The organism is Methanolapillus millepedarum, from assembly GCF_032594115.1.
GTDB classification, from domain to species: Archaea; Halobacteriota; Methanosarcinia; order Methanosarcinales; family Methanosarcinaceae; genus Methanolapillus; species Methanolapillus millepedarum.
The window spans coordinates 857,964-882,884 of sequence record NZ_CP131060.1; the positions used below are offsets into that span (position 1 = coordinate 857,964).

24 protein-coding genes are annotated in these 24,921 nt (G+C 41.6%); 11 read left to right on the plus strand and 13 right to left on the minus strand.

Annotated elements, in window-relative coordinates:
- Positions 1-318: 318 nt before the first annotated feature.
- Both MsAc7_RS04040 and MsAc7_RS04045 read right to left on the minus strand, forming a co-directional pair.
- A complete protein-coding gene (locus tag MsAc7_RS04040) occupies positions 319-1,539 on the minus strand; it encodes an aminotransferase class I/II-fold pyridoxal phosphate-dependent enzyme (protein ID WP_420847461.1) in 1,221 nt (406 codons plus the stop codon).
- 11 nt (positions 1,540-1,550) lie between these two features.
- A complete protein-coding gene (locus MsAc7_RS04045; protein ID WP_338103305.1) occupies positions 1,551-2,045 on the minus strand; it encodes an Lrp/AsnC family transcriptional regulator in 495 nt (164 codons plus the stop codon).
- A 220-nt stretch (positions 2,046-2,265) separates the two neighbouring features.
- Between MsAc7_RS04045 and MsAc7_RS04050 the strand changes: the two genes are divergently transcribed.
- Both MsAc7_RS04050 and MsAc7_RS04055 read left to right on the plus strand, forming a co-directional pair.
- Positions 2,266-3,012: a hypothetical protein gene (locus tag MsAc7_RS04050; protein ID WP_338103306.1), complete on the plus strand. Its 747-nt coding sequence runs from the start codon at positions 2,266-2,268 to the stop codon at positions 3,010-3,012.
- A gap of 34 nt (positions 3,013-3,046) precedes the next feature.
- Positions 3,047-3,439 carry a hypothetical protein gene (locus MsAc7_RS04055; RefSeq protein WP_338103307.1) on the plus strand — a complete coding sequence of 131 codons (393 nt, stop codon included), beginning with the start codon at positions 3,047-3,049 and terminating at the stop codon, positions 3,437-3,439.
- Positions 3,440-3,567: 128 nt separating this feature from the next.
- Here the strand turns inward: MsAc7_RS04055 and MsAc7_RS04060 are convergent, their stop codons facing one another.
- The 5 genes from MsAc7_RS04060 to MsAc7_RS04080 all read right to left on the minus strand — a co-directional run bounded on the left by MsAc7_RS04060 (position 3,568) and on the right by MsAc7_RS04080 (position 9,773).
- Positions 3,568-4,161 carry a hypothetical protein gene (locus MsAc7_RS04060; RefSeq protein WP_338103308.1) on the minus strand — a complete coding sequence of 198 codons (594 nt, stop codon included), beginning with the start codon at positions 4,159-4,161 and terminating at the stop codon, positions 3,568-3,570.
- 241 nt (positions 4,162-4,402) lie between these two features.
- The gene (locus MsAc7_RS04065) at positions 4,403-4,681 is read right to left on the minus strand and encodes a PGF-CTERM sorting domain-containing protein (protein ID WP_338103309.1); all 279 of its coding nucleotides are present in this window, start codon (positions 4,679-4,681) and stop codon (positions 4,403-4,405) included.
- Between the two features lie 466 nt (positions 4,682-5,147).
- Positions 5,148-7,217, minus strand: coding sequence for an S-layer protein domain-containing protein (locus MsAc7_RS04070; RefSeq protein ID WP_338103310.1), 2,070 nt, complete (start codon positions 7,215-7,217; stop codon positions 5,148-5,150).
- A 364-nt stretch (positions 7,218-7,581) separates the two neighbouring features.
- A complete protein-coding gene (cptIN, locus tag MsAc7_RS04075; RefSeq protein WP_338103311.1) occupies positions 7,582-8,064 on the minus strand; it encodes a type III toxin-antitoxin system CptIN family toxin in 483 nt (160 codons plus the stop codon).
- 413 nt (positions 8,065-8,477) lie between these two features.
- Positions 8,478-9,773 carry a hemolysin family protein gene (locus tag MsAc7_RS04080; RefSeq protein WP_338103312.1) on the minus strand — a complete coding sequence of 432 codons (1,296 nt, stop codon included), beginning with the start codon at positions 9,771-9,773 and terminating at the stop codon, positions 8,478-8,480.
- 352 nt (positions 9,774-10,125) lie between these two features.
- Between MsAc7_RS04080 and MsAc7_RS04085 the strand changes: the two genes are divergently transcribed.
- From MsAc7_RS04085 to MsAc7_RS04100, 4 genes are all read left to right on the plus strand, one after another.
- The gene (locus tag MsAc7_RS04085; protein ID WP_338103313.1) at positions 10,126-10,623 is read left to right on the plus strand and encodes a metal-dependent transcriptional regulator; all 498 of its coding nucleotides are present in this window, start codon (positions 10,126-10,128) and stop codon (positions 10,621-10,623) included.
- A gap of 175 nt (positions 10,624-10,798) precedes the next feature.
- Complete coding sequence (locus MsAc7_RS04090) at positions 10,799-11,728, plus strand: metal ABC transporter solute-binding protein, Zn/Mn family (protein WP_338103314.1); 930 nt, start codon at positions 10,799-10,801, stop codon at positions 11,726-11,728.
- Positions 11,729-11,754: 26 nt separating this feature from the next.
- Positions 11,755-12,795: a metal ABC transporter ATP-binding protein gene (locus MsAc7_RS04095; protein WP_338103315.1), complete on the plus strand. Its 1,041-nt coding sequence runs from the start codon at positions 11,755-11,757 to the stop codon at positions 12,793-12,795.
- Complete coding sequence (locus MsAc7_RS04100) at positions 12,795-13,637, plus strand: metal ABC transporter permease (protein ID WP_338103316.1); 843 nt, start codon at positions 12,795-12,797, stop codon at positions 13,635-13,637. The genes MsAc7_RS04095 and MsAc7_RS04100 overlap by 1 nt, the downstream gene beginning before the upstream one ends.
- A 106-nt stretch (positions 13,638-13,743) precedes the next feature.
- Here MsAc7_RS04100 and asd read toward each other — a convergent pair whose 3' ends face one another.
- The 4 genes from asd to radA form a co-directional block, all read right to left on the minus strand.
- Positions 13,744-14,772: an aspartate-semialdehyde dehydrogenase gene (gene asd / locus MsAc7_RS04105; RefSeq protein WP_338103317.1), complete on the minus strand. Its 1,029-nt coding sequence runs from the start codon at positions 14,770-14,772 to the stop codon at positions 13,744-13,746.
- A 232-nt stretch (positions 14,773-15,004) separates the two neighbouring features.
- Positions 15,005-15,385, minus strand: a complete 381-nt coding sequence (locus tag MsAc7_RS04110) for an MreA family transcriptional regulator (RefSeq protein WP_338103318.1) — start codon at positions 15,383-15,385, stop codon at positions 15,005-15,007.
- Between the two features lie 442 nt (positions 15,386-15,827).
- Positions 15,828-16,925, minus strand: a complete 1,098-nt coding sequence (priL, locus tag MsAc7_RS04115) for a DNA primase regulatory subunit PriL (protein WP_338103319.1) — start codon at positions 16,923-16,925, stop codon at positions 15,828-15,830.
- Positions 16,926-17,083: 158 nt separating this feature from the next.
- Positions 17,084-18,061, minus strand: coding sequence for a DNA repair and recombination protein RadA (gene radA, locus MsAc7_RS04120; RefSeq protein WP_338103320.1), 978 nt, complete (start codon positions 18,059-18,061; stop codon positions 17,084-17,086).
- A gap of 366 nt (positions 18,062-18,427) precedes the next feature.
- Between radA and MsAc7_RS04125 the strand changes: the two genes are divergently transcribed.
- From MsAc7_RS04125 to MsAc7_RS04135, 3 genes are all read left to right on the plus strand, one after another.
- Complete coding sequence (locus MsAc7_RS04125; protein ID WP_338103321.1) at positions 18,428-18,910, plus strand: phosphopantetheine adenylyltransferase; 483 nt, start codon at positions 18,428-18,430, stop codon at positions 18,908-18,910.
- Between the two features lie 96 nt (positions 18,911-19,006).
- Positions 19,007-19,348 (plus strand): hypothetical protein, encoded by a 342-nt coding sequence (locus MsAc7_RS04130; RefSeq protein WP_338103322.1) that lies wholly within the window; start codon positions 19,007-19,009, stop codon positions 19,346-19,348.
- Positions 19,349-19,406: 58 nt separating this feature from the next.
- On the plus strand, positions 19,407-20,258 hold the full coding sequence (locus tag MsAc7_RS04135; protein ID WP_338103323.1) for a TIM barrel protein: 852 nt from the start codon (positions 19,407-19,409) through the stop codon (positions 20,256-20,258).
- Positions 20,259-20,318: 60 nt separating this feature from the next.
- Here the strand turns inward: MsAc7_RS04135 and MsAc7_RS04140 are convergent, their stop codons facing one another.
- A complete protein-coding gene (locus MsAc7_RS04140; protein WP_338103324.1) occupies positions 20,319-21,233 on the minus strand; it encodes a DUF2238 domain-containing protein in 915 nt (304 codons plus the stop codon).
- Positions 21,234-21,452: 219 nt separating this feature from the next.
- On the opposite strand from MsAc7_RS04140, the gene MsAc7_RS04145 reads away from it, so the two are divergent.
- Together MsAc7_RS04145 and MsAc7_RS04150 are read left to right on the plus strand one after the other, a co-directional pair.
- On the plus strand, positions 21,453-21,773 hold the full coding sequence (locus tag MsAc7_RS04145) for a rhodanese-like domain-containing protein (RefSeq protein ID WP_338103325.1): 321 nt from the start codon (positions 21,453-21,455) through the stop codon (positions 21,771-21,773).
- 233 nt (positions 21,774-22,006) lie between these two features.
- Positions 22,007-24,478, plus strand: coding sequence for a DNA topoisomerase (locus MsAc7_RS04150; RefSeq protein WP_338103326.1), 2,472 nt, complete (start codon positions 22,007-22,009; stop codon positions 24,476-24,478).
- A 153-nt stretch (positions 24,479-24,631) separates the two neighbouring features.
- Here the strand turns inward: MsAc7_RS04150 and MsAc7_RS04155 are convergent, their stop codons facing one another.
- Entirely contained in the window at positions 24,632-24,895 is a 264-nt protein-coding gene (locus MsAc7_RS04155; protein ID WP_338103327.1) for a thioredoxin family protein, read from the minus strand.
- Positions 24,896-24,921 lie beyond the last annotated feature (26 nt).

Genomic DNA, 24,921 nt, shown 5'->3' on the forward strand with positions numbered 1-24,921 from the left:
TTTCGAACAAAATCAATCCTTATTTTTGGAAACTTTCAAACAAAATCAATCCTCATTTTTGGGAACTTTCAAGCAAACCTTCCCGATTCAATCAGACGCGTTTCGCGTCTGATTGAATTGGATTTCATGAAATAGATTGGCAAAGTAGCAAGTAGATGCAAACTGTAAAATAGCAACAGCAGATGCAATCGGAACGGTCAACAGCAGATGCAATCGAATCTGAAAATAGATACAATCAGAGTTGTAAGCGGCCGGCAACTCAATAAAAAGAAAAACGAAAGAAGAAAAATGAAAAGATAAAAAGAATCAATTGTCCTTTCATTTCTTTTTGTTCAAAAAATCTTCCAAACGGCCTAACGCGTCTTTAATATCATCCCGTGAAGCGGCGTAAGCGCATCTCATATGTCCGGTACCGGTATCTCCGAAAATATTTCCGGGAATCGTAATAACATGTTTCTCGGCGAAGAATTGGTCAGCAAACTCCTCGGATGTGAGCCCGGTCGAACGGATCGACGGGAATGAGTAAAAAGCACCCTTGGGCTCAAAGCAGTCAAGACCAAGTTTGTTAAATCCGTCAACGATTAAAACGCGGCGGCGGTCAAATTCCCGAATCATGGAAAGCATTTCTTCCCGGCCGTTTTTGAGAGCCTCAATCGCACCGATTTGCGCCGTCACCGGAGCGCACAGCATGCAATACTGGTGAATCAGCATCATGGCGGAAATGATTTCAGCCGGAGCCAAAGCGTAACCGAGACGGAATCCGGTCATGGAGTAAGATTTTGAGAAACCATTGAGAAGAATGGTTCGCTCTTTCATGCCTTCAAGAGCGGTAAACGGAACGTGAGTGCCTTCATAGGTCATGCATTCGTAAACTTCGTCCGAAATCACAAACAAATCATGTTCGATGATAACATCGGCGATGGCCTCAAAATCTTTCCGAGTCATAATGGCGCCGGTCGGGTTGTTCGGATAGTTGAAAACGATGGCTTTGGTTTTTTGGGTGATTTTCGGGCGGAGATCTTCCGGCGTTACCCGGAAATCGTTTTCGAGTTTTGTATTGACCGGAACCGGAACGCCGCCGGCCAAATAAATGAGCGGCACATAAGAGACGTAAGCCGGCTGAACGACCAAAACTTCATCTCCCGGATCGATCAGGCAACGGAGAGCAAGGTCTGCCGCTTCGCTGACGCCGGTTGTCACTAAAATCTCGGATTTCGGATCATAGTAAAGACCGTAATCGTTTTTGTAGCGTTTTGCGATTTCTTCCCGAAGCTCTAAAAGGCCGAAGTTTGAAGTGTAAGCCGTTTCTCCTTTTTCGATAGAGTGAATGCACATTTCACGAATGTGCCAGGGCGTCACAAAGTCCGGTTCGCCGACACCTAAGGAAATCACATCTTCAATACCTTCGGCGATGTCGAAATATTTCCGAATGCCTGATCGCGGAACTTTCGACATGCTGTGCGTAATAAATTTGGAATAATCCATTTTTTGTTGGGATGGAGTGGATGGATTGGAGGAATAAGATTGGTTTTGTTTCATAGAAAATCCCCTCAAAATGAAACATGGAGGCGTTTGAATTCTTCCGGCTCTTCCATGACAATGCCGTCTTCTTTGTAAGTCTTGAGAATGAAGTGCGTGGATGTGTTTTGGACTTGCCCGAGCGTTGCGATTTTATCGGAGACGAAAAAAGCGACGTCTTTCATGGAACGTCCTCGGACCATGAATTCAAGATCATAGTCTTCGCCTGAGAGTAAGCGAAGGGAGCGCACTTCCGGGAATTTGCAGATCCGGTCCGCAATTTTTTGGTAACCGTGTCCGCGTTCCAATGAAACTTTGATTTGGACAAACGCGTAGACATACGGATTTTCAACAAGGTCCCAATCAATAATGGCTTTGTAGTATCGTATGACGCCCGCCGCTTCCAAAGACTGAATCATCTTTTTCACATCTTCGGGCGGGATCCGGGTCATTTCTGAAATGTCCTCCGGCGTTAATTTTGCATTTTGTTCAAGAAGTTCTAAGACATCTTGCGTTTGTTTGTCCATAATCTCACCTGGTTTTTTGTGATAATTCGGCAATTTAAAGATGCTGCCGAGCAAAAATTATCTGCTTTTTTAATTAAAAATAATCCTATATAAATGAAACGAAATAAACCAAAGACAAAAAAGAAGTGGATGTTCTATAAAAACCATGCCATTTGAATCAAATCGAATTCTTTAATAATGTTTTCAGTTTTGCCTGACCCAACAAAATGAGGTGCGAAACATGGCAGAACTGAAAATAGAAAAAATGACCAAAATAACAGAAACGAAAGCAATGCCGGCAAAAACTTATCCGAATTCAAACGGCGCCGGATTTGGTTTTGACGAAATTGAAAACAATCCGGTTCAGTATTATAATGGCTTTTTGTATCACGGCACAAAAAAGATTCATGCGCAGGATATTTTAGAGAATAATTTCAAAATATCAACGGGTGAAGAATTGCATTTGGGGAAAGGCGTTTATTTTTATGACAATGAGACTTTTGCGGCTTGGTGGATGCTCCGAAAAACGTATTATAAAATGCCGAACGAAAAATTAAAAAAATATATTTCAGAATCAGACTTATCGATTTGCGAAGAAATGTATAACATATTCAAAGAAGAATTTGGCATAATTATTGTAAAAATTGAAAATGCCGGATATCTGGACTTAGATAACACCAATAACAAAATATTATTTTTTAAGATTTTTACAGAATTCATGAGCAAAAGAACCCAATATTTTTCAAACGCTGCAATATACGATCAAATCTTAAAATTAATCGCCCCGGAAACAAAATTTGACATGGTCGGCTTTACAACCAATATTTATGAATTGAATAAGACTCAAAAAATTCAAAAGGTGAAACTTCCTCAGGATCTTGTTTTGTATAAAATATATTGTGTTAAGAGCATAGAAATTCTCAAAAAAAGAAAAGAGTTAAATATTACCCGAGAAAATATTGAGAATTGTTTAAACTTTATGATTTAGAAAGAGAAGTTATTTCAAAAAAGGAGGTCGTAAATTGATTGAATTGAAGTCACCAAAAATAAAAACTGACAGCAATGGGGCAATCAGTAAAGAATTATTTGAAGAAATCGTTCGCAGAATTCAAGATTTAACCGAAGAAGAATTAGATTTGTTTGAAGAAAAGTACGGAACCGACAAAAAAATTCCGGGCTCTTGTTATTCTATTTATGATGAGTGTATGAAATTGATGGAATTAGAAAAGAATGAAGATTTTGAAAAAATTATAAATCAAGCGCCTGAAAATTTAGTTCAATGGTTTTGTAATCTTTCAAAAAATGATCAAGGGTATTTGTTCGAGGAATACGGAGAAGGAGAAATAATTTCCGAAGTCACCATCTCCATGTATTATGAATTTATCAAGTGGAAAGAATCAAATGCAGAAAACTAAAAAAAAGATTCAATACATAAATAAAAAAGATAAAACTCAAATTCGACAACATTAAATCAAAAAAAAGAGGCGTAAAAAACTCCTTTCGGAATTTTTCCGCCTCAGTCTCTTTTTTCAAATTCAAGAACTTAAAGCTTGGATGCGTTGGCCAAGGATTCCATGGCGTTCAAATCAGCAAGCGGTCCGTTTACGACGACAAAATAGTTGTCATTGGCCCAGAAAATGTCATAGCGAACCGGATTGGTGGAATCGGTCACGGCGCGGGTGATGAGCGTAGCGTTGTGGCCGTTCACGGTAATGGTTGTGACATTGCTTTGGTTGCCGTATTTGGCGTTGTTGTCGTCAATCATTTCTTGAACATAACCGTTTGCGGCTGTTGCGTTCGCGCATTCAAAAACGGTTAAGTAAGCATTGGATGTTGTGTTGTTGGAATAGGTGTAGGAATAAACAGCTTGATAGCCGATGACTTTGTCCTCAGTTCCAACTTCGTCGTCAGAATAAACAACCTTTCCACCGGATTGCAAAGCAAATCCGGCCGGAACCGGGTCGACGACAACAATGCTTTGGTTGATCGTTAAATTGGTCGTGTTGTTCGTTGTGTTGTTCGTTGTGTTCGGGGTGGTATTATCGGCAGGGTCTGTGCAGCCGGCTGCAGAGACGGCAACGGCCACCACCAATAAAATCAACAAAATGCTGAATATGTTTCTTGTATTCATTTTCATGTTCTTTCAACTCCGGTTGAGTTGTGTAAATAAAACTCATTTCAATAAAATAAAGATGCAAAAGCTTTAATTGAAATCTCAAATCAAAAACTTAAGATTCAACAAACGTATATTTTTATATATTTTTTATATATAAATTTAATCGTCAGAATCGTTTTTGAGAATCCAACTTGTTTGCTGCTACTTGTTTGATGTTTGATATTCGTAACATTTCAGATGAACCAATTATATATTTGAGTTCTCATCTTCGTACGAAATAAACAACCAAAAGCAATCCGGCAGCTGCGAGAAGTATTTCAAATCCGCCTGTTGAAATCATTTCAGGCGAAGATTTGCTCATTTCACCGGCCGGTCTTGCCACAATCGAAACGCCGGAAACGTCACGAGCGTCATTTGACCCGACAAATGCCACATTCAACTCTTTCAAATTATCCCGTGCGATTCCGTTTTCGACAGCCATCGCTGTCGCAATAAGTGCAAAAATCAGCACGGATGCAATGAAAAGGCTTTTTGTGTTCATCGTTTTGACCCCTGTTGCCAAAAGGCAAAGCTTGATTCAAAGATTTTTGAGTTCGAAAGCGAATCACCGAAAACAAAAGACTTTGCGCAAAACACGTTTGCCAAGCTTAATTAAGTGCCATTCACGATATTCCCTATATTAAGTTTTGCGGTCAAAAAATCGAAAAAACGCTATTTGTTTCACTTCTAAACGATGAAAAAGTCGATAATTGACGACAGAGATATTTTATAAAAACCATGCAGGGGAGCATAAAAATTTAACTCATTTTATAAATAAGAGAAGCAAGAAAAAAAGAAATCCACACAGAAATGCGAAAAGAGCTGAAATAAACAATCAGTCAAGACAATGTAAGTATGTTTCAGAAAACTGAAATTATAAAAAAGCAAAAGAAAACAAATCCAAGAAAAAAAAGAAAAGTAGAAAGGATTTGAAAAATCCTTTCACTTAAAAAACAACATCATTTTACTTAGCTGTTCTTCGGCTTGTAGACCTTGAAGTAGTAGTATCCACCAGCTGCCAAGATGATGATGATCACGACAGCACCAATGATGTACCACATGTATTGGTCCCAGAAGGATGGTTTTTCCGGAGTCGGCGGAGTTGAGTTGTTGTCCGGTTGGACCGGGGTTGTGTTGTTGTCCGGTTGGACCGGGGTCGTGTTGTTGTCCGGTTGGACCGGGGTTGTGTTGTTGTCCGGGGTCGGGCCGCTTCCGTCAACTTCTGCCATTACGTAGAAGTAGAAGTTCTTCTCTGTGGCATTGTCGGCAGATTTAAGGTACATGTTGTTTGCAATCTGGATATCAGAGTCCTGTGCAACAGTGATGTTCTTGTTAGATTCGAATTCAAGTTTTCCACCAGTGAAGCCTGTGAAGTCAAATGAACCGAACTTGTCGTCAGTCTTCAATTCTTTGGCAGCGGTGTAGTCCATAAGCCAAATTCCTTTGATTTCGACGAGGCTGCTCTCTGTTCCTTGGAAGACTTGGCTCACGTGAACTCTCATGACTTGAACGTTCTTTTCACCAAGGAGGTTTTGTTCCAAAACCCAGGTTTTTTGGTTGTCAGAGTTGTTATCGGTGTTGATAATTGCAGTGTCAACAGATTTTCCGTCCTTAAAGAATTCAAGGTAAACTTTGTTACCATTCACATCAATTTGGTTCGGAACAACAGTGTAGCCGTTTCCAAGGTCAAGAGTTTGACCGGTTGACAAGGTGTATTTATCGTTGCTGTCAAGGATGAGCTTGCTCATCTTTTCTGCTTTGAGAATGGGTGTGGACGAAGAGTTAACAGTTGTGTTGATGTTGAACGGAACGTAAGCTTCTCCGAAGAGGCCCATAACGTAGTATTCATCAACGCCACCTTGACCGTTGAAAGTCCAGTTACCATATTCATAACCAACTTTTTTCGGTGTTGTGTTGTAGATTAAATCTCCTTCAGCAATCTTTCCATCTGTTCCTGCAAATGCGACAGACATGTTTTCAGTGTCAATGTCTGCATTAACGTTGTAGTAGAAAGTTGCAAAGTTCTTGTAATCATAATTAAATGTAGCTGCAGCACCATATGAGTTCACAGTACTTCTGATTTCATATTTGCCGGGTTCAGTGTATGTCTTGACAAGATAGAATTTGGTTGTTCCTGTTTTGTCAGGTGTTTTGAGGTAAATGCCTCTTCCGAGTTCCGTGGAGGTGTTCTGTCCGACCGGAATTTCTTTTGCGAAGTACTCGAGTTTTGTAGCGTCAGCTTGTTGGCATTCGAATTTTCCGTAGTCAACATCTGTTTTCACTTCAAAGGCGGATGCGATATCAACGAGCCAAATTCCTTTGATTTCAACAAGGCTGCTTGAAGTTCCTTGGAAAACTTGGCTGACTTGAACTCTGAAGAACTGCATGTCTTTTTCGCCAAGAACATCTTGAGTCAAGACCCATGTTCTGTTGTTTGCATCAGTGTAATTAGAATTTTGGATAGAAGTGTCAATGGATTTTCCGTCTTTGAAAAGTTCAAGGTAGACTTTGTTTCCGTTAACATCAATTTGGTTAGCAACCAATGAGTAACCATCTCCAAGGTCCAATGCTTGACCTGTGGTTAAGGTATATTTGTCATTGCTGTCCATTAACAGTTTTGCAATTTTGTTTGCTTTAACATCGCCAACAGCTGTTGTGTTTTCTTTTCCGAGAGCAACATAAGGCTCAGCGAAAAAACCAATGATTGCGTACTTTGCAGGAGAACCACCATAAGACCAGTTACCAAACTCATAACCGATCATTTTCGGCTCTGTTTCGTAAGTAATGTTTAATTTGGTGGCTGGATTTGCAGCTCCCACTGATGTAATTGTAATCGTTTCTGTTGATTGGTTATCATCAAGGTCATAATAGAGACCTGCCCAATTCATCGCATTAATAGTCCAGGGTCCTGCGACCGTGGAGTCAATGATTGTACTTCTGATATCGACGGAGGTTGCCGCGGATGCGGTTCCGGCGATAGCAAGAAGGACAATTAATGCAACGAGTAAGTGTTTCATTTGCATGTATTTTTCCTCCATAATTATTATGGTAAGCACCGGAACGAGGGACGGATTTTGAAATGTCTCAAAATCTGCGATACTCCACGGTACCCGAGCTTATACAGATGGTAGAACTGATAAATGGGGTATTAAACTTTTGCGGTCATTTATATAGAAAAAGGGTCAGAATTACACTTTGAAACGATGGGTAAGTCGATAATCGACGACAGACCTTTTGACGTTTGGACGTGTGGTTTGGGACGGAATATGACCGATATAAGAGGATTATAATTTTGAGATCATTGACCGATTGTGAATATTAGATATGTTTTGTATAAAATTCGACAAAGTAAATGAGATTTGAGAAATTTCGTCGAAAATGAAAGGTTTGAATAAAAATAATTTATTTTTGAGAAAATAAACCGGATTCTATGAGATGAATATCTGTAAAAATTAAAATCTTTCCGTTCCGGTACGCCCGTAATACTTCCTTTGCCTTTCGTATCAAAATTTTTTCATCATGCGGCTTGACATGCACGTCTTTATGGGTATGCGGATGAACATAAGTCTCAACAATGTATTTAGCAGTTATTGGAAACATATTCTGAATCAGAAAAGCCTTTTCATAACCCAAAAGATTACAAAAATAAATTGTGTTACAAAATCCATATTTTTTGACTTTGTCCTCATAAATAACCTTATACTTTTCAATCTGAGATGAAATAGGGATTAACCAAAAAATTTCCGGATGATCAGAATCCGGAAAGGCAAAAAAACAAGGCCGATCGTGCAAACATCCTCCCATGCTTTCCTTATTTTTCATGAGCGTTTTATCCGGAAAATCTTCATAAAATTTATTAGAAATGAAATAAAAACAACCGCTCATGCTAATCACCTTGAGAAATAAAAAAGATTTGAACCCGGCAATTTATTTTCATCCGCATACCGGGAAGCGGAGAATATTTGGACTCGACAATTTTATTCAACTCCGCATATCGAGGAGCGGAGAATATTTGGTTTAAGTAAATGCCGCAATAATAATTGCAGTTTTTACTAACAATTAAACACTAATGCACGCGCTTATAAATATTTAACTATATTCCCAAAGTAAAGAATTTCACGAGAATATTCAAAAACCGCCATTATCCGACATTTGAAAAGTATATTCAAGTATGAAGGACTTGATAAAAATTCAGTTGTTCGGAATTTCCGAACAACTTCTTCCGATGGCAAAAATAGATCAATGAATCAATTAAAATTGAAAATCAAGAGATAACGCATTGAAATAATTGGAATAAATCACTCCGCTCCAACATTTTCACTAACTTTTGTCACAATCACTTTATCAATGCGGGCCAAATCCATATCCACGACCTCAATTTCAAAATCAAGCCAAGGGAATTTGTCGCCGGCGCGCGGCATCTTTCCGAGTTTGTCGAGAATAAAACCGCTCAACGTATTGTACGGATAAGCGTTGTAGTAGTCCTGCAAATCAAAGTAATCCAAAAATTCATAAAACGGATATTGGCCGTCGATGATCCAGGATTTTTCATCCCGTTGAATAATTTCAAAGTCGTCTAAAGAGGGGCCGGCCGTCACGTCGCCAACCAATGCCTCAAAAATATCGTTGATGGTGACAATTCCTTGAATGGAACCAAATTCGTCGGTGATAAGCGCGTATTGGAGTTTTTGTTCCTTAAAATTGTCAAGAACCGACAAGACGGTCATGTTTTCCGGCAGAAAATGAGCGGGGCGGACGCTGTCAGCCAAAACGAAATTCGGATTTTTGAGTTTGCCGACCAAATCTTTGAGAAGAACAACACCGACAACGCTTTCAAAATCGCCGTCCGCAACCGGATACACCGTATAAGGTGTTTTTTTGATAATCTCAAACAGCTGGTTGGCGTTTGTCGATAAATCGACCCAAATGATGTCGTTTTTATGTGTAATAAGAGAACTGATTTTCCGGTCATTCAGACTGAAAACACGCTCGACCAAATCTTGTTCGGTTTCATCGATAACACCGACTTCAAAACCTTCCTGCAAAGCGGCTTTCACGTCTTCTTCAGTCGCCGACGGCCCGCGCCGTTTGATACCCAAAATTCCGGAAACAAACCCGGATGACGCGGAAAGCAACCAGACGAAAGGAGACATGATTTTAGACAAGGCAATCATCGGCGCCGCAATGATTCCGGAAATTTTTTCCGGATTTGAAAGCCCGAGACGCTTCGGGACCAATTCGCCAAGAACCAACGTAAAATACGTGATCAAGAGGACGATAACCAAAGACGAAATCGGCGCAGCATAAGGCGCAAGTCCCGGAATCATGGCAATATAAACCGCCAGGTCGGCAGAAATCGTTTCACCGCCGAAAAGACCGGCGAAGATGCCGACAAAAGTGATACCGATTTGAACAGTGGACAAAAAGCGATCCGGGTTGTTGGAGAGGGACAAAGCGCGTTTTGCACCGGCGTTTCCTTTTTTAGCTTCAGTTTCCAGGCGGGATTTTCGGGCCGAAATGACAGAAATTTCCGACATGGACAAAAAACCATTGATTATAATCAAAACGAAGATAATAAAAATCTCAAAGAACATGGGACTTTAACTCCAAAACCGAGAACGATGAAAACCTTGTGCAAAGCAAAGAGATGTGATTAAAAATGTTGAACTTAAATGCGGATAATATCTGTGTAGTAGGTGTGATAAATTAAGATTGATAAGTTAAATAGTTTATTGAAAAATCTCTCTCATTTTTATGATTCATATTTATTTTTTCTCATTAAATGCCATCGCTTTTGAAAATATAAATTAAATTCGGAGTAAAAGACCACAGATGGAAATAACAATATAAATAAATTTGAAATAAATTTTCATACATGCCAAAAATAAAGAATAAATTTACCGACAAAACAAAAAATATATAAACCAAAATGACTGATTTTGACGCATGTCAGAAAATGAAACAAATAACGAGTTTCAAAACGATTCTCAAATGACCGGACTTGAACTCAGTCCCCGAAAAGCGGCGTATTTGAAATATTTACTGACCCGGGAAGACGCGGCCCGTACTTCTGAAATATCGGAGAATTTTGACGTTGAACCGTCAACAGTTACCAAATTAATTAATGAATTGGCAGACGACGGATACATCGACCATATTCCCTACCGGGGTGTGCGCTTAACGGAAACGGGGAAAATTTACGCCGAATTCTGCCTCAAGCGGCATCAAATTTTGGGACTTGTATTCTCCCATTACGGCTTATCTCCCGACGCTGCTTGCGAAGAAATTTCACGATTTGAGACATTTGTCTCAAAAAACGCAATCGATACCATTTGCGCATCCATGGGGCATCCGACAACAGCCTCTTGCACGGCCCACGGCGAAATCAAGCAAATCAAACATATTTCATGCTTGGAAGATTGTAAACTCCACAACCATCCCTGAAAAATCAATTTTGGTATATAACCAAAAAAATTGAGTAAAGGCTAAATTTGATATGATTTTATTCATGCACAATATATTTACACACAATAATCTGAATCGAGAGAGAACATCTCAAAATAAGAAATTGGAACTAAAATTAAAACAAAATAAAAAACAAAAAGAAGGAGAGATCATTTTGAAAAGAATACTTCAACAATTATGCCTATTGCTTGTTCTTCTCATTTCACTTGCGGTTGTTTCCGGCTGCATTGGCGAAGATGACAACCATGGCCACGGAGACGCAACCGGAAATTATGCCGCGTTAAATGAATCGGCCCTCAATCAAATCAAATCCGGCGAAAAAATACTGGTGGCCGTGAGCGTTGTTCCGCAATCAGAATTTGTGGAGAAAGTAGGCGGCGATAAAGTCGTTGCGATATCCATGATCCCCCAAGGCGCCGGACACCACTACGACCCGTCTCCGCGCCAAATAGAAGATCTTTCAAACGCAAACATGTATGTTGCTCTAGGTTCCGGAGAAATTTTTGAAACAACCCACATGAACTCGTTTACGCAAATCAACCCGACGATGAAAATCGTCAATTCGTCTGCCGGCATCAAACTCATCGTCAACGGAAACACATCCGACCCGCATGTTTGGACATCGCCGAAAAACGCTCAAATCATGGTGGAAAATATTTGCGAAGGACTGGCGGAATTGGATCCGGCAAACGCGACGTATTATGAACAAAACAGAGATAACTACCTGACCGAACTGACGTCCCTTGATTCCGAAGTTTCAAACGAGTTGTCAAACCTCAGCAATCGAAACTTTATGGTTTACCACCCGGCGTGGAGTTATTTTGCAAAAGACTATCAACTGAATCAAATCGCTGCCGAAATTGACGGAAAAGAACCGACGCCGAAAACGCTTTCAAAGTTCATTGACTTGGCCAAAGAAAACAACATCACCGTCATTTTCGTCCAAGAACAAGTCAGCAAAACAAGCGCGGAAGCTATTGCCGAAAGTGTCGGCGCGGAAGTATTCGTTGTCGATCCGCTGGCCAAAGATTACGTTAACAATACAAAATACGTTGCAAACGCGCTGGCTGAAAACTTGTCATGACCCAAAAATGAGAACAGGAAATCCATATGGAATACACGCAATCCATCCGTCAAAACAAAACTGTTGCCGATGCCGGAACACTCTCTGATATTGATGTCTATTCACATTCTGTCACCGATATGTCTATTGCCGCGGCATCGGTCGGCAAAGACGCACCGATCCTGGACGTCAAAAACCTGTGGGTCCGCTACGATTCGCAAGTCGTTTTGGAAGACATCAGCCTGACCATTAGTGGTCCCGGCGAAATTTTAGGAATTATCGGCCCGAACGGCGGCGGAAAAACAACATTCCTCAAAACAATTCTGGGGCTTGTCAAACCATCCAAAGGAGTTGTTTCTGTTTTTGGAGACACGCCCGAAAAAGCCCGAAAAAATATCGGTTATGTCCCCCAATACAGTAAATTCGATTACGAATTTCCGATCAGTGTCCTGGAAGTTGTTTTGATGGGCCGGCTCAAGCGTGCGGGACTGTTTCGCCGTTATTCCAAAGAAGACAAAGAAGCGGCATATGAAGCTTTAAAAATAGTCGGCATGCTGGATTACAAAGACAAGCAAATCGGTGAAATTTCGGGCGGGCAACGCCAGCGGGTTTTCATTGCGCGCGCCTTGTCAAACCATCCGAAATTCTTGTTAATGGACGAGCCCAACACCGGTTTGGATACATTTATGCAGGAAGAGTTGTATAAAATTCTGGAAGAGCTGAAAAAGGAAATGGCCATTATTGTGATCAGCCACGACATCGGCGCTGTGTCCGCCCACATGGATAAAATTGCCTGCCTGAATAAAAAATTGTTTTTCCACGACAGCAAAGAGATGTCAAAGGATGATTTCGTTGCCGCTTACGGCTGTTCGATCGACTTGGTGGCTCACGGTGTCCCACATCGCGTTTTTGACAGCCACGCTTACGCTCACGGCAGTCATATCCATTCAGAATGCGGATGCACGGCGCCGATTCAGCTGAACCGGCCCGAAAGCAAACCGGACAAAAATGATTCGGAAAAAAATAATTCGGAAAAAAATAATTCGGAAAAAAATAATTCGGATAAAAAGAAGCCGGAGGAGAAATAATGTTTGAAATATTCGGATACGAGTTCATGCAGCGCGCGGTTTTGGCAACCATTTTAACGTCTCTGGCTTGCGGTGTAATCGGCGTCTACATCGTCACCAAAAGAATCGTATTCATTGCCGGCGGGATCTCACACTCCTGTTTCGGCGGTCTTGGCCTCAGCTTTTATTTGGGACTCAACCCGCTCATCGGGCTTTTGCCGTTCAGTGTGGTGTCGGCGCTGACACTGGGGATTCTCAGCAAAAAAACAAAAGTTTCAGAGGATACCGCCATCGGAATTTTGTGGTCGCTCGGCGTTGCCGTCGGTATTATTCTGATATATTTGACACCCGGATACGCACCCGATTTAATGACGTATTTGTTTGGGAACATCCTGACCGTTCCGGCTTCCGACATCTGGCTGATGGTCGGTATCGACATCGTGATTCTTCTGACGGTTCTTTTGTTTTATAAAGAATTCTTAGCCATGTGTTTTGACGAAGAATTCACAAAAGTCACCGGCGTTTCCGCCGATATTTTATACTTGATTCTTTTGGCGCTCATCGCGTTAGCCGTCGTTGCGATGATTAAAGTCGTTGGAATCATCCTTATCATTGCCATGCTGTCCATCCCGGCCTCCATCAGCCGGAAATTTTCCCACAACATGAGAAATATGATGATTTATTCAAGCGTCGTTGGCGCAATTCTCAGTTTTGTCGGCCTTTATTTGTCCTACGAATTTGATTTGCCGTCGGGCGCCGTTATCATTATGGTGATGGGAATTGTGTATTTGGTTATTTCCGGTGTATCATATTTGCGGCAAAAAGCAAACCAAAAGAAGTTTGCGGCGGAATTTAACGCTTAATATTGTTCCAAGGATAGACCTCGTTTTGAGACTCGAAAAGAAGTACCGCTATATATGCGCGGCGCCGCTGCCGCAAAGTACAAAACAATTAAAAAAAAGAAAAAGGTTATAAGTAACCTTTTTTGTGCATAAGTTCCGCATTTAAAACGCTGGCACCGGCAGCACCGCGAATGGTGTTGTGTCCGAGCGCAACGTAGCGGATTCCTTCACGGATTCGGCCGACGGAAACGCTCATGCCTTTGCCCATATCACGGTCAAGACGCGGTTGCGGACGATCTTTTTCATCCCGAACGATAATCGGATGCTTGGGTTCTGTCGGAAGGTTCGAAAGTCCCGGGTCGAATTTTAAGAAAGCTTCCCGAACAGCTTCCGGCTTTGGTTTGGATTTAAGGTCAGCCCAGACCGCTTCGGTGTGACCGTCGATCACAGGCACGCGATTGCAAGAAGCACTGACTTTGAAGTCGGCGTCTTTCACGATTTTGCCGTCAAAGCTGCCGAAAATTTTCAGGGTTTCCGTTTCTATTTTCTCTTCTTCGCCCCCGATGTACGGGACAACGTTGTCGTAAATGGACATGGCGTAAATGCCATTGTAACCGGCGCCGGAAATGGCTTGCATGGTAGCGACATTGATGTTTTGAATGCCGAATTGGAGAAGCGGTTTTAGGGTGACGGACATCATAATGGTTGAACAGTTCGGGTTGGTGATGATGCAGCCGTCCCATTTTCTGTTTTTCTTTTGAACGTCAATCAGGCCGAGATGCTCGGGATTAACTTCCGGAATCACGAGCGGAATATCTTCCTGCATTCGGAAGGCGGATGCGTTGCTTGCGACAACGAATCCTTCTTTGGCAAAAGCCGGCTCAACCGTGAGCGCCAAATCGGCGGGAAGAGCCGAAAAGACAATGTCGGCATCAATATTTTTCGGATCAATTTGAACCACTTCCATATCGCAAACGCTGTCCGGAATCTCGGTACCGACTTTCCAGTCCGCAACATCCGCATACGCTTTTCCCGCACTTCTTTCGGAAGCAGCAAGTGCCGAAATTTCAAACCAGGGATGGTTGTTCAAAACTTGAATAAAGCGTTGACCGACGTTTCCGGTTGCGCCTAAAATGCCTACTTTAATTTTTGCCATAGCGAAGCCTCAAAATTTGTTATTTTCCTAAAAGGGTATTTAATTAAAAATAACGGACAATATAATGGTTTCGCTGATGTGAAAAAGGATTTGAAAACACGGAAAAATAAAATAACTCTGACGAGTCCAACACTGATTATAAAAATAGATTCAATTTAATTATAAACAATAATAATATTTTTATAAAAGGACAGTTCGATAAAAAAGTGCACGTAAGATATGGGAAGTTCCCTTATTCATTATGTAAAAGATCTTTTATTTTCTGAATTTTAGCAATAGATTCTTGAGAGTCATGATAGATAATCGATTCATAATATTCAAAAATGCGTTCAAGCGGAACACAAAGAGAATAAACATGAAGTGGGCGCCCCTTCCTGTTGACTTTAACCAACTTTCCGGCCACCCAGGAATGAGATTTCATAAAACAAATCGCTAAACTGATTTCCGGTTGTCTGAGTCCTGTTCCAATTTCAATATCACGGGAAGAGGCTTCATCCACGTTTAAAAGATAAGTTAATGTCAAAGCAACACTTTTTTGAATACCCAATGATTTCAGGTGAGCAGCAAACCGCACGTCTTCATCGTCTAATATTTTAACTTCGTAATCCTTCAAAAGGACACCTCTTTTTTTATTTTACTCATTCAGATCCCGGTTATATTTATCAATAATTATAATAATGAATTAGATTTATTACATTCATATTATAATTATCATTAAATATTGAATTCCAATTTATTTATAATTAGCCTTAAAAAGACCAAAATAACCAAAAATTAATTTTTCAGTCATTTTCAAACAAACCTGCAATTCCATTTAAACGATTCGAAATTATTAAAATAGTAAAATTTAAATAGAAGACATTGAAAATGTTTCGAACTTAAAATAAAAAAGACAAACAGAAAGACAAAAAAATAAAAACAAAATAAAAACAACAAAAAAATAAAAACAAAATAAAAACAAAATAAAAACAACAAAAAAATAAAAGCAAAATAAAAGCAAAATAAAAACAACAAAAAAATAAAAGCAAAATAAAATAAAGTAAAATAAAAACGACTTAATGGCTTTCCGAACTATCTTTTTCATTTAAAGATTTTGCCGAACCTGTTTCGTCTCTAATGGTGTCTGCCAAAGCCTCTTCATCTTTTCTTTTAAAGAAAACTTTTCGTTGATAATAACCGAGCGGATGATTGATTTTTTCACAGACTTTGTCTTTGTTGACACAGTTGCCGTACGTAATCATTGTGGCGCATGATGGCGTTTTGTATTCATTGCCGGCAATATGCTCAACTTGATACCGTGTCTTTTCTTCACTGAAGTCGGGGGAAATATTAAACAATTGGACGACATCATCCGCCGCCATTCCGATATTCAACAGAAACGACACCAGCGCAAAACGCATGGAATGTGCCAAGTTAACGCCGGATTTAACATCAGAGATGGATTTGCTGATGCAGGGCGGAAATATGTTGAAGTCGACTTCCCCAAAATCTGTTTCCCCCATATCTTTTCGCTTCAGTTCATACTGTTGTTTTAAATCGGAAACATAGGAAGCGCATTGCTCCTGAATTTCATCAGGAATATTGGGAACCGGGAGAGAATGTTCTATTTTTTTCCGGACAGCTTCTTGGAGAAGGCGCGCAAACTCATCTCGGTGAATCGTGACGAAACCATTTGACAGATGTCGGTTAACCATTTTCCAGGAAATATCTTTGAGAGATAAAGAATAGCGGATGTAGTCGGAAAAATAAATATGAACGCGAGAACCATCATCATTTGCGGAAATTCCAAAATCTTCGCCGACTTCGATTAAAAATTCAGGATTTTTTTCAGCGGATTTACGAAGAACCTCATATGCGGCTTTAGCTTCCGAAAGCGCATATTTTCGGATGAGAGCCGGCTCGCTCACACAGGAGACTAAAATTCGAGCATACGGATAGGAGAGAAGTTCGTTTAAAATGTCCCGGTCCGACCCGAAAGAGGCGGGTTTAGAGATCTCGCCATTCATCGACTCCGCCACACGGGAAAAACCGAGGCGGCGCGCATCATGAAAAGCGCGTTCCGACAGAAGCGACACTAAAGAAAAGTCAAGCTCTTCGACATACTGAGACGACGCGGTTAAAAACGGGAAAAGAGCCAGATCTTCGGGGGACATAATTCAGTCATTTTCATGAAGTTCATAGAATATATAATTCACTTCATTAGATTTTGAATTATATAAAAGATGGGATGATTTGGGTGATGCGATGAAAGTAACAAAACTTTGTTACTTTCACCGTCAGATGGGAGAAAAAATACAAAATAAGAGCGAGGTTACGCGTCCGTGACGCCGTCTTTCGTCACGGCAATGACGGCTTCGCCTTCCGGCAGATTCGGCGAATCAACCAGTTTGACAATGCGTTTGTCGCCCTTGGACTTTCGGATATACAGGCGGAAAGTCGCCGTGTGACCCAAAATGTGCCCGCCAATCGGTTTTGTCGGGTCGCCGAAAAAGACGTCAGGTTTTGACATCACTTGATTAGTGACCAAAACAGCCGCGTTGTTCAAATTCGCAAAGCGCTGAAGCCCGTGCAAATGTTTGTTTAACTTTTGCTGGCGGTCAGCCAAAGTGCCGCGGCCGATGTATTCGGCGCGGAAGTGCGCGGTTAAGGAGTCAACAATCAAAAGGCGAACCGGGCGCCCGGAATCTTTGAGTTCGTTCGCCAAATCCATGGCCGAGTCGACCAGTAAGATTTGATGGTTGGAATTGTAAGCGCGGGCAACATGAATATTTTTCAGAATTTCATCAGCATCCAACTCAAGGCCGAGTTCGTTCGCGCGCCCTTCAACCATTTGCTTAATCCGGTCCGGCCGGAACGTATTTTCCGTATCGATAATAATGACAGAACTGTCAAGGCCGCCATATTCCTCCGGCAGCTGAACATTGACCGCCAATTGGTGAGCAACTTGCGTTTTTCCGGAACCGAATTCGCCATAGATTTCCGTGATGGACTGGCTTTCGATGCCGCCACCCATCATTTCATCAAACTCGGAACAGCCGGTTTTGATTTTCCCGATGTGCAGACGCCGTTCAAAAACCATATCGCCGGTTTCAAATCCGCCGATGTCCGCCGACTGCCGTGCCGCCGCGATAATTTTGGCGGCCGTCGCTTCGCCGATGTCCGCCATTGTCCCAAGCTCCGCCGGAGACGCAACGGCAATCGCCTCAATTGTCGCAAATCCGGCCTCCTTTAATTTTTCAGCCGTTGCCGGACCGACGCCGGGCAAGTCTTCCAAAAGCATTTCTGTCATATTCAAATCTCCTATAGATGCACAGTTTTATTCTTTAATTAAGTATGGATTTCATAAACAAAGTTAAAATTTCACCGGGTGCATTTGTTACCCCTAAAACACCGATTTCTTATAAATAGTTCAAGTGAGCGCGGTGAAAGTAATCAAAATATTCCCGGTAAACGTTAACGATTCAACAAAATTTCAACACATATTTTTACCTTTTTAAATTACTCCGATTATGATTTATTTTAGAAATATTCAATATCCCAAATTAAAATGAAAGGATGAAATGATTAAAAAAATGAATTGAAATTAAAATAAAAGTTAAGAAAAAATAAGCAAATAAGGCAAAAGATTATTTAATATCTGTACTGTTTTTTGCTTATGGTAAAAGTTGTTTTGGGCGGGACTTTTGAGTACCTGCACGCCGGCCATTCCCGATTGATCGACAAAGCGTTTCTGATTTTAAAAGAGTCGGGCGGCGGTTGCGTTCACATCGGTCTCACTTCCGACGAAATGGCCGGGAAAAAAAATCATGCCGTTTCGGAATATTCCGTCCGGAAAAACGAACTTGAAAAATATACCGCCGCTCTCATTGAAAAGAACGGCCTTTCAAAAGACTGCTGCTTTATTTCAAAGTTGGATGACCCGATCGGACCGGCCGCCGCCGGAGATTACGATTATATTGTCGTATCCCCGGAAACACGAAAAGGCGCCGAAAAAATCAATCAAATCCGACGCGACAGCGGGCTTAAAGAAATTCGGATTTGTGAAGTGGATTTCGTGATGGCCGACGACAAAATACCAATATCGTCCACCCGAATTTACAATGGCGAAATCGATAAAAACGGACGGGTGCAAAGATAATAATCTTAAAAGCTGAATTTTTGAACCGGCCGGAAAAATAATATATCCGTTATAAATTCATAATAAATTTATAATAAAAATAATCTGAGGCATAATATGGGACGAAAACTTTCGGATTATGACCGCCAAATTTTTCACAAGCTTGCTCCGGAATCGGACGGAAGCGTCGACTCCGGCGCCGGTCACGACTTTCCGTTTATTCTTCGGCCGATTTCCCACCGCTTTGCGGAAGACGCCGACGATTTTCGAGAACGGTTGTACCGGCTGGACCCGGAAGAAGTGTTATATTTGGCCGACCTGGTTTTAGCCAATCAGGAAGAAATAACGAGTTTGGATGACGAGGATCGTGATAATTTCCTCCAACTGGTCGAAGACAAAGTGTCGCCGGATAAAAGAAAAGAAATCGTTCATCATCTCGGAATCGTTGACCGGCGATAACGAAAAAGAGAAAGGAAATAGAAAAGGATCAAAAAAGGATAATAGAAAAGAATCAAGAATGACCACAATGAAAGCCAAAAAATATGATAAATTGTTGTTCGGAACCGCAGGCGTTCCCATCAGTTCCCCAAAACCGGATACGATTTCCGGAATCAGGCAAGTTCGTACGCTTGGCTTGGATTGTATGGAACTTGAATTTGTCCACGGCGTTCGGATGAGCGATAAAACCGCTGCTGACGTCAACGAAACAGCCAAAGGAAATAACATATCCCTCAGCGTTCACGGTCCTTATTATATCAATTTAAACGCGGTTGAACCCGAGAAGTTGACCGCGAGCGTCGAACGGATATATGAATCGGCTCGTGTCGGCAGTTTGTGTTCCGCTCAAAATATCGTGTTTCATCCGGCGTTTTACCTCAAGGACGACAAAAAAACCGTTTACGACCGAGTATTTAATCTTTTAAAAGAACTTCGGACGCGGCTGGATGATGAAGGAATTCCGGCGGTTTTGCGCCCGGAAACCACCGGCAAAGCCACTCAATTCGGCGACTTGGATGAATTAATTTCTATGTCCGCCGAACTTGACGGCGTTTTGCCCTGTTTTGACTTTTCGCACATTCACGCCCGCGACGGCAAACACAATACGTATGAGGAATTCTCCGCGATTTTTGAAAAAATCGAAAAAGAATTGGGAAAAGACGGCCTTTTAAGTATGCATTGCCATATTTCGGGTATTGAATACACCGCCAAAGGCGAACGCAACCATCTTTTTTTGGATGAATCGGATATGAATTACCGCGATTTGATGAAGGTGTTTAAAGAATTCGGCGCGGCCGGAACGATTATTTGCGAAAGTCCGAATATCGAATCCGACGCGCTTTTGTTAAAAAAGACGTATGAGGAGATTTAACTCCTCGTTGAAAAAAATTGATTTATATTTTAATTTCTCATTTATAGTGTCATTTATTAATTATTTCTTATACTTGTTCTCCGGGCGGGAACCGTATTTTCCCGATTTTTTTCTCTGCTCCGATTTCCTCAACCGCTTTCCTTCCATGAACGGTTTTCCGCGGACCAAATAGAAGTAACCGACCGCCGATACGAAAAAGGCGCCGATCGCGTCCACAATCAAATCTTCCATGGTGTCAATAAGTCCCGCACCCTGGTAGATTCTGCCTGTGAGGTAAAGTGACGGATCTTGGTCCCAACACTGCATGGTTGTCGCCAAAATCCAATCAAACGAATATTCCACAATCTCCCATAAAGCGCCGACCGCAACGGCAAAAGTAAAAGAAAAAAGCGCCACGTAAAACGGATTTAAATAAAGGCCGCATTTTTTGGAATCGTTCAGTGCCGATGTGAGCGCAAAAGCAATCAATCCGAGAATCACACCGGAAATGGTGTGAAGCATGGTGTCCCACCAAGCGAAACGCTCAAAAAAGCCGAGCCCTTGTCCCAAAAAAGAACCGGCGAAAATGAATAAAACGATAGCAATAACCAACCACGGGTCCGCGACGAAATTCATTTTCTTTTGAACATAAGTCGGCAGTGACAAATAAATCAGAGTGGCCACCGTAAAAAAGAGGAAGAAAAATTCGTTTTCGACATACTCGTCAAGCGTCATCTCATTGCCAAACCCGACAAAATACCTGTAAATAAACATCAAAATGCTGATAACCAAAACAAGAATTAAACCGGTGCGAATATATTTCATAATCTTCGGTTCGATAATTTCATCCGTGTAATATGAATCATCGTCTGCCGGCGAACCGCAAACGTCACTGCCCGCACAAACACACGGTGTATTTTCTTTTTCGGAGGATTCGGACGATTTTGCCGAATCCGATAAAACCGTTTGATCAAACCGATCGGATTTCTCTGCCATTTTTTACCTCTGTCTCTAAATTCAAACGCAAATCTAAAAAATCCCTAAAATAAATATAGTAGAAAATATAATAATTTTAGAGATATAAATCAGATCATTTATTAAAATAACTTTTTATCAAATATAAAATCAACCATAGTCAAATAATATTAATAAATAAAATTTGAATTAATAATTTGAATTGAATTAATAGAATGAATCAACAAAAAGAGGATAAACATGAGCGTAAAAGTACTTCCCCCGATCGAAATTCAAAAATGGATGACTGAGAAAAGTGTTAGTTTGGTCGACGTCCGAACACCGCAAGAACGGGCCTCCGGTTATATTCAAAACTCAGTATCGATAAACGTCAACGCCCCGGATTTTGAACCGAAACTCAACGCGCTTGACAAATCCAAACCGGTTATCTTTTACTGCCAATCCGGTGTCCGGGCCGGAAGAGCTGCTGCCACCGCTGAAAAACTCGGATTTCCCGAAATTTATTCAATTGAGGGCGGATTTAACGGATGGAACTCAAAAAGGCTTCCGATCGTTTATTAAAAACGTTTTGTTCCGACGATTCCAACGTTTTATTAAAAACGTCACCGGCTTTGGAACCGGTTGACCTTTTTAAACATTTTTTCATTCCGGTACGCCTGCTTTTTTCCATAAATTACATTCACCTTGCGTGAATTACCTTTTTAACCTTTCAATACGTCTCACCGTTCATACAAGAACAAATCAAAAGGAAAAGAACAGAAATTTCCGTTTGAACTTTTTTCAGGATTATAAAAATGACTGTCGTTGCGTTTGCCGAAAAAAATAAAGCGGCTGAAGAAATTGCGAAAATTTTGAGCAGCGGAAGCTATTCCCGAACCAACATTGAGGGAGCATCTGCGTATAAATTTAAACGCAACGGCGAAGATTGGATTATCACAGGTCTTGCCGGACACATTATGGGTTACGATTATCCGACGGAATACAACCGTTGGAACGAAGTGGACCCGGGCATTCTTTTGGATGTTGACCCGCAAAAATTCGTCACAAAAGAAAATCTGGCCAACGCTGTTGAAAAGTTGTCAAAGAACGCGCATTTGATTATTCTGGCGTGCGACTATGACCGCGAAGGCGAAAACATCGGTTTTGAAGCCAAGGAGCTGGCCGAGCGGGTGTCGACCGCACCGATTAAACGCGCCCGCTATTCCAGTTTTTCAAAATCCGAAATTGAAAAAGCGTTCGACCATCCGGGGGAACCGGATACAAACCTGGCCATGGCTGCCGAAACCCGCCAAATTTTAGATTTGAAAATGGGCGCCGCGTTTACCCGTTATGTCACGCTTTCCGTTCGTGAAAAAGCCTATACGAAAGAAGTGTTGTCCATTGGCCCTTGTCAGACGCCGACATGCGGTTTTGTTTATGAGCGGGAAAAATCAATCCGGGAATTTAAACCCAAAGATTTCTGGAAAATTTTGGCTGATTTTGACACGAAAGAGGGCGAAAAATTAACAGCCGAAAAAGAAAAGAGTGAAAAGGGAAACGAAAATCCCAACGATGACGCCGGTGGAAAAACAAAAGCGAAGCGCACCAAAAAAAACGAATCGGAAACTGAGTTTCAGGGAACGCACCGCACGGGACAGATTACCGAGAAAGAAAAAGCGGACGACATATTCAAACGCATCAAAGGTGAAAAAAAAGCGGTTGTGGATAAAAAAACCGTGAAAGAACAGAGTTTAGCGCCGCCGGTACCGCTCAACACCACCGAATTTTTAAAACGCGCCTCTTCATTCTTAAACATCAGTCCCGAAAAAGCGCTTGAAATTGCGGAACAGTTGTACTTGTCGGGCCTGACCAGTTATCCGAGAACGGAAACAAATATGTACGCGCCGGATTTTGAATTTTTGCCGATTTTGTCCGAATTGACCAAAAACCCGTCTTATTCCAAAACAATCGAGCAGCTCATCCGGGAAACCGCCGGAAAAGTTGTCCCGAAAAACGGAACGAAAGACGCGAAAGACCACCCTCCAATTTATCCGATTCGGGGAGCAACGCAACCTGATGTGGAAAAACTGGTGAATTTGCCGGGCGCGTATCCGGTTTATGATTTGATTTGCCGGCATTTTATCGCCAACTTAATGCCGTCCGCTATTTTTGAAAAAACGAAATTGGACATCAAAATCAAAGAGGAAATCTTTGACGTGACCGGTTCCATGAAAAAATCAAGCGGCTGGCTTTCCATTTACGATTATGAAACCAAAAAAGACAAAATGCTTCCGCCGATGGAAGAAGGCGACATTTTGTTCGTTCAAAAAATTCAAAACATGGCCTCAAAAACCGCGCCGCCAAAAAAGTTGATGGAAAGCGAACTGCTGACGCTGATGGACAAAAACGGAATCGGAACCAAAGCAACGGCACCGACACATATTGAAACAAACAAAAAACGCGGCTATTTTGAAACCGCCGGAAAGACCATTTCGATTTTAGATACCGGCTACATGCTCATGGAAAGTTTGGATACGGCGGTTCCGATAGTGATTCGTCCGGAAATCCGTTCCCAAGTTGAAAATCTGATTCAGCAAGTTGAAGACGGAAAAATGACCATGAATGAAGCGCTTCTGTCCGGAACGGCGCTCATTAAAAAAATGTATGGCGACTTGACGGCCAATAAAGACCGGTTGGTTCAAAAACTGGCCGGAAGCATCAAAAGTGAAGCGGCGGAAAGTGATAAGAAGAATTATGTCGGCGTCTGCCCGGTTTGCGCCAACGCTCTTCGCCTGATCACCACCGACAAAGGAAGATTCATCGGCTGCGTCGGTTATCCGGATTGTTCGCAAACATATCCGGTTCCGAAAACGGGCGCTTTGACGATTTTGCGTTCCAAAAAATGTCAAAAAGGCGGAATCGCCGTCATCGACGTCGGGAAAAAATACAATTGGGCCGTGGGTGTCGGACCGTGCTTTAACTGTGACCAAAAAGACGAATGCGACCCGCCGGAAACCGCCGGAATATGTCCCAAATGCAAAGACGGGCAAATGGTCATGGTCCGGCTTTCCGACAGCCGTTTTTTATCCTGCTCTAAAAAATGCGGGCATACGCAATCACTCCCAAAAGCGGGGCGGTTGACTATTCTGGATGAAAAGTGTCCGATTTGCGGATGGAACTTATTCAGAAACAAAGAAAATGAAAAGGAAGCCGAAGATTTCTGCGCAAACCGGCGGTGCCGGGCCATCGGACTTAAAAATGAACAGCAGAAAAGTAATTCAAATTGAATGAAACGAATAAAATGCATCCCCACTTTTTTGAATTTTTAAAAACGACGGCAATAACGCGCGCGTGAACCGGCGCGAATCAAAGGCGGAAAGCAAAAGATAAAACAGAATGAAAAACAATCAAAAATAAAATAAATGGAAAATATCTCAAGATTAAAGATACTTTCCGATTTCGGTTTCCAATTTTTCTTTGGACGAAACGCCAACGAACCGGCTGACTTCTTTGCCGTCTTTTAAAACAACCAAGGTCGGAACAGCATGTATGTTGTATGTCCGGGCCATGTCCGGCGATTCGTCGATGTCGACAATTCTGAAATTAACTTTTGCATACTTCGTTTTCAATTCTTCAATGATCGGTTTTTGCATACGGCAAGGACCGCACCATGTCGCGGAGAAATCAATCAATTCTAAACTCATGTTTACCACCCAATGATTTTGAATTT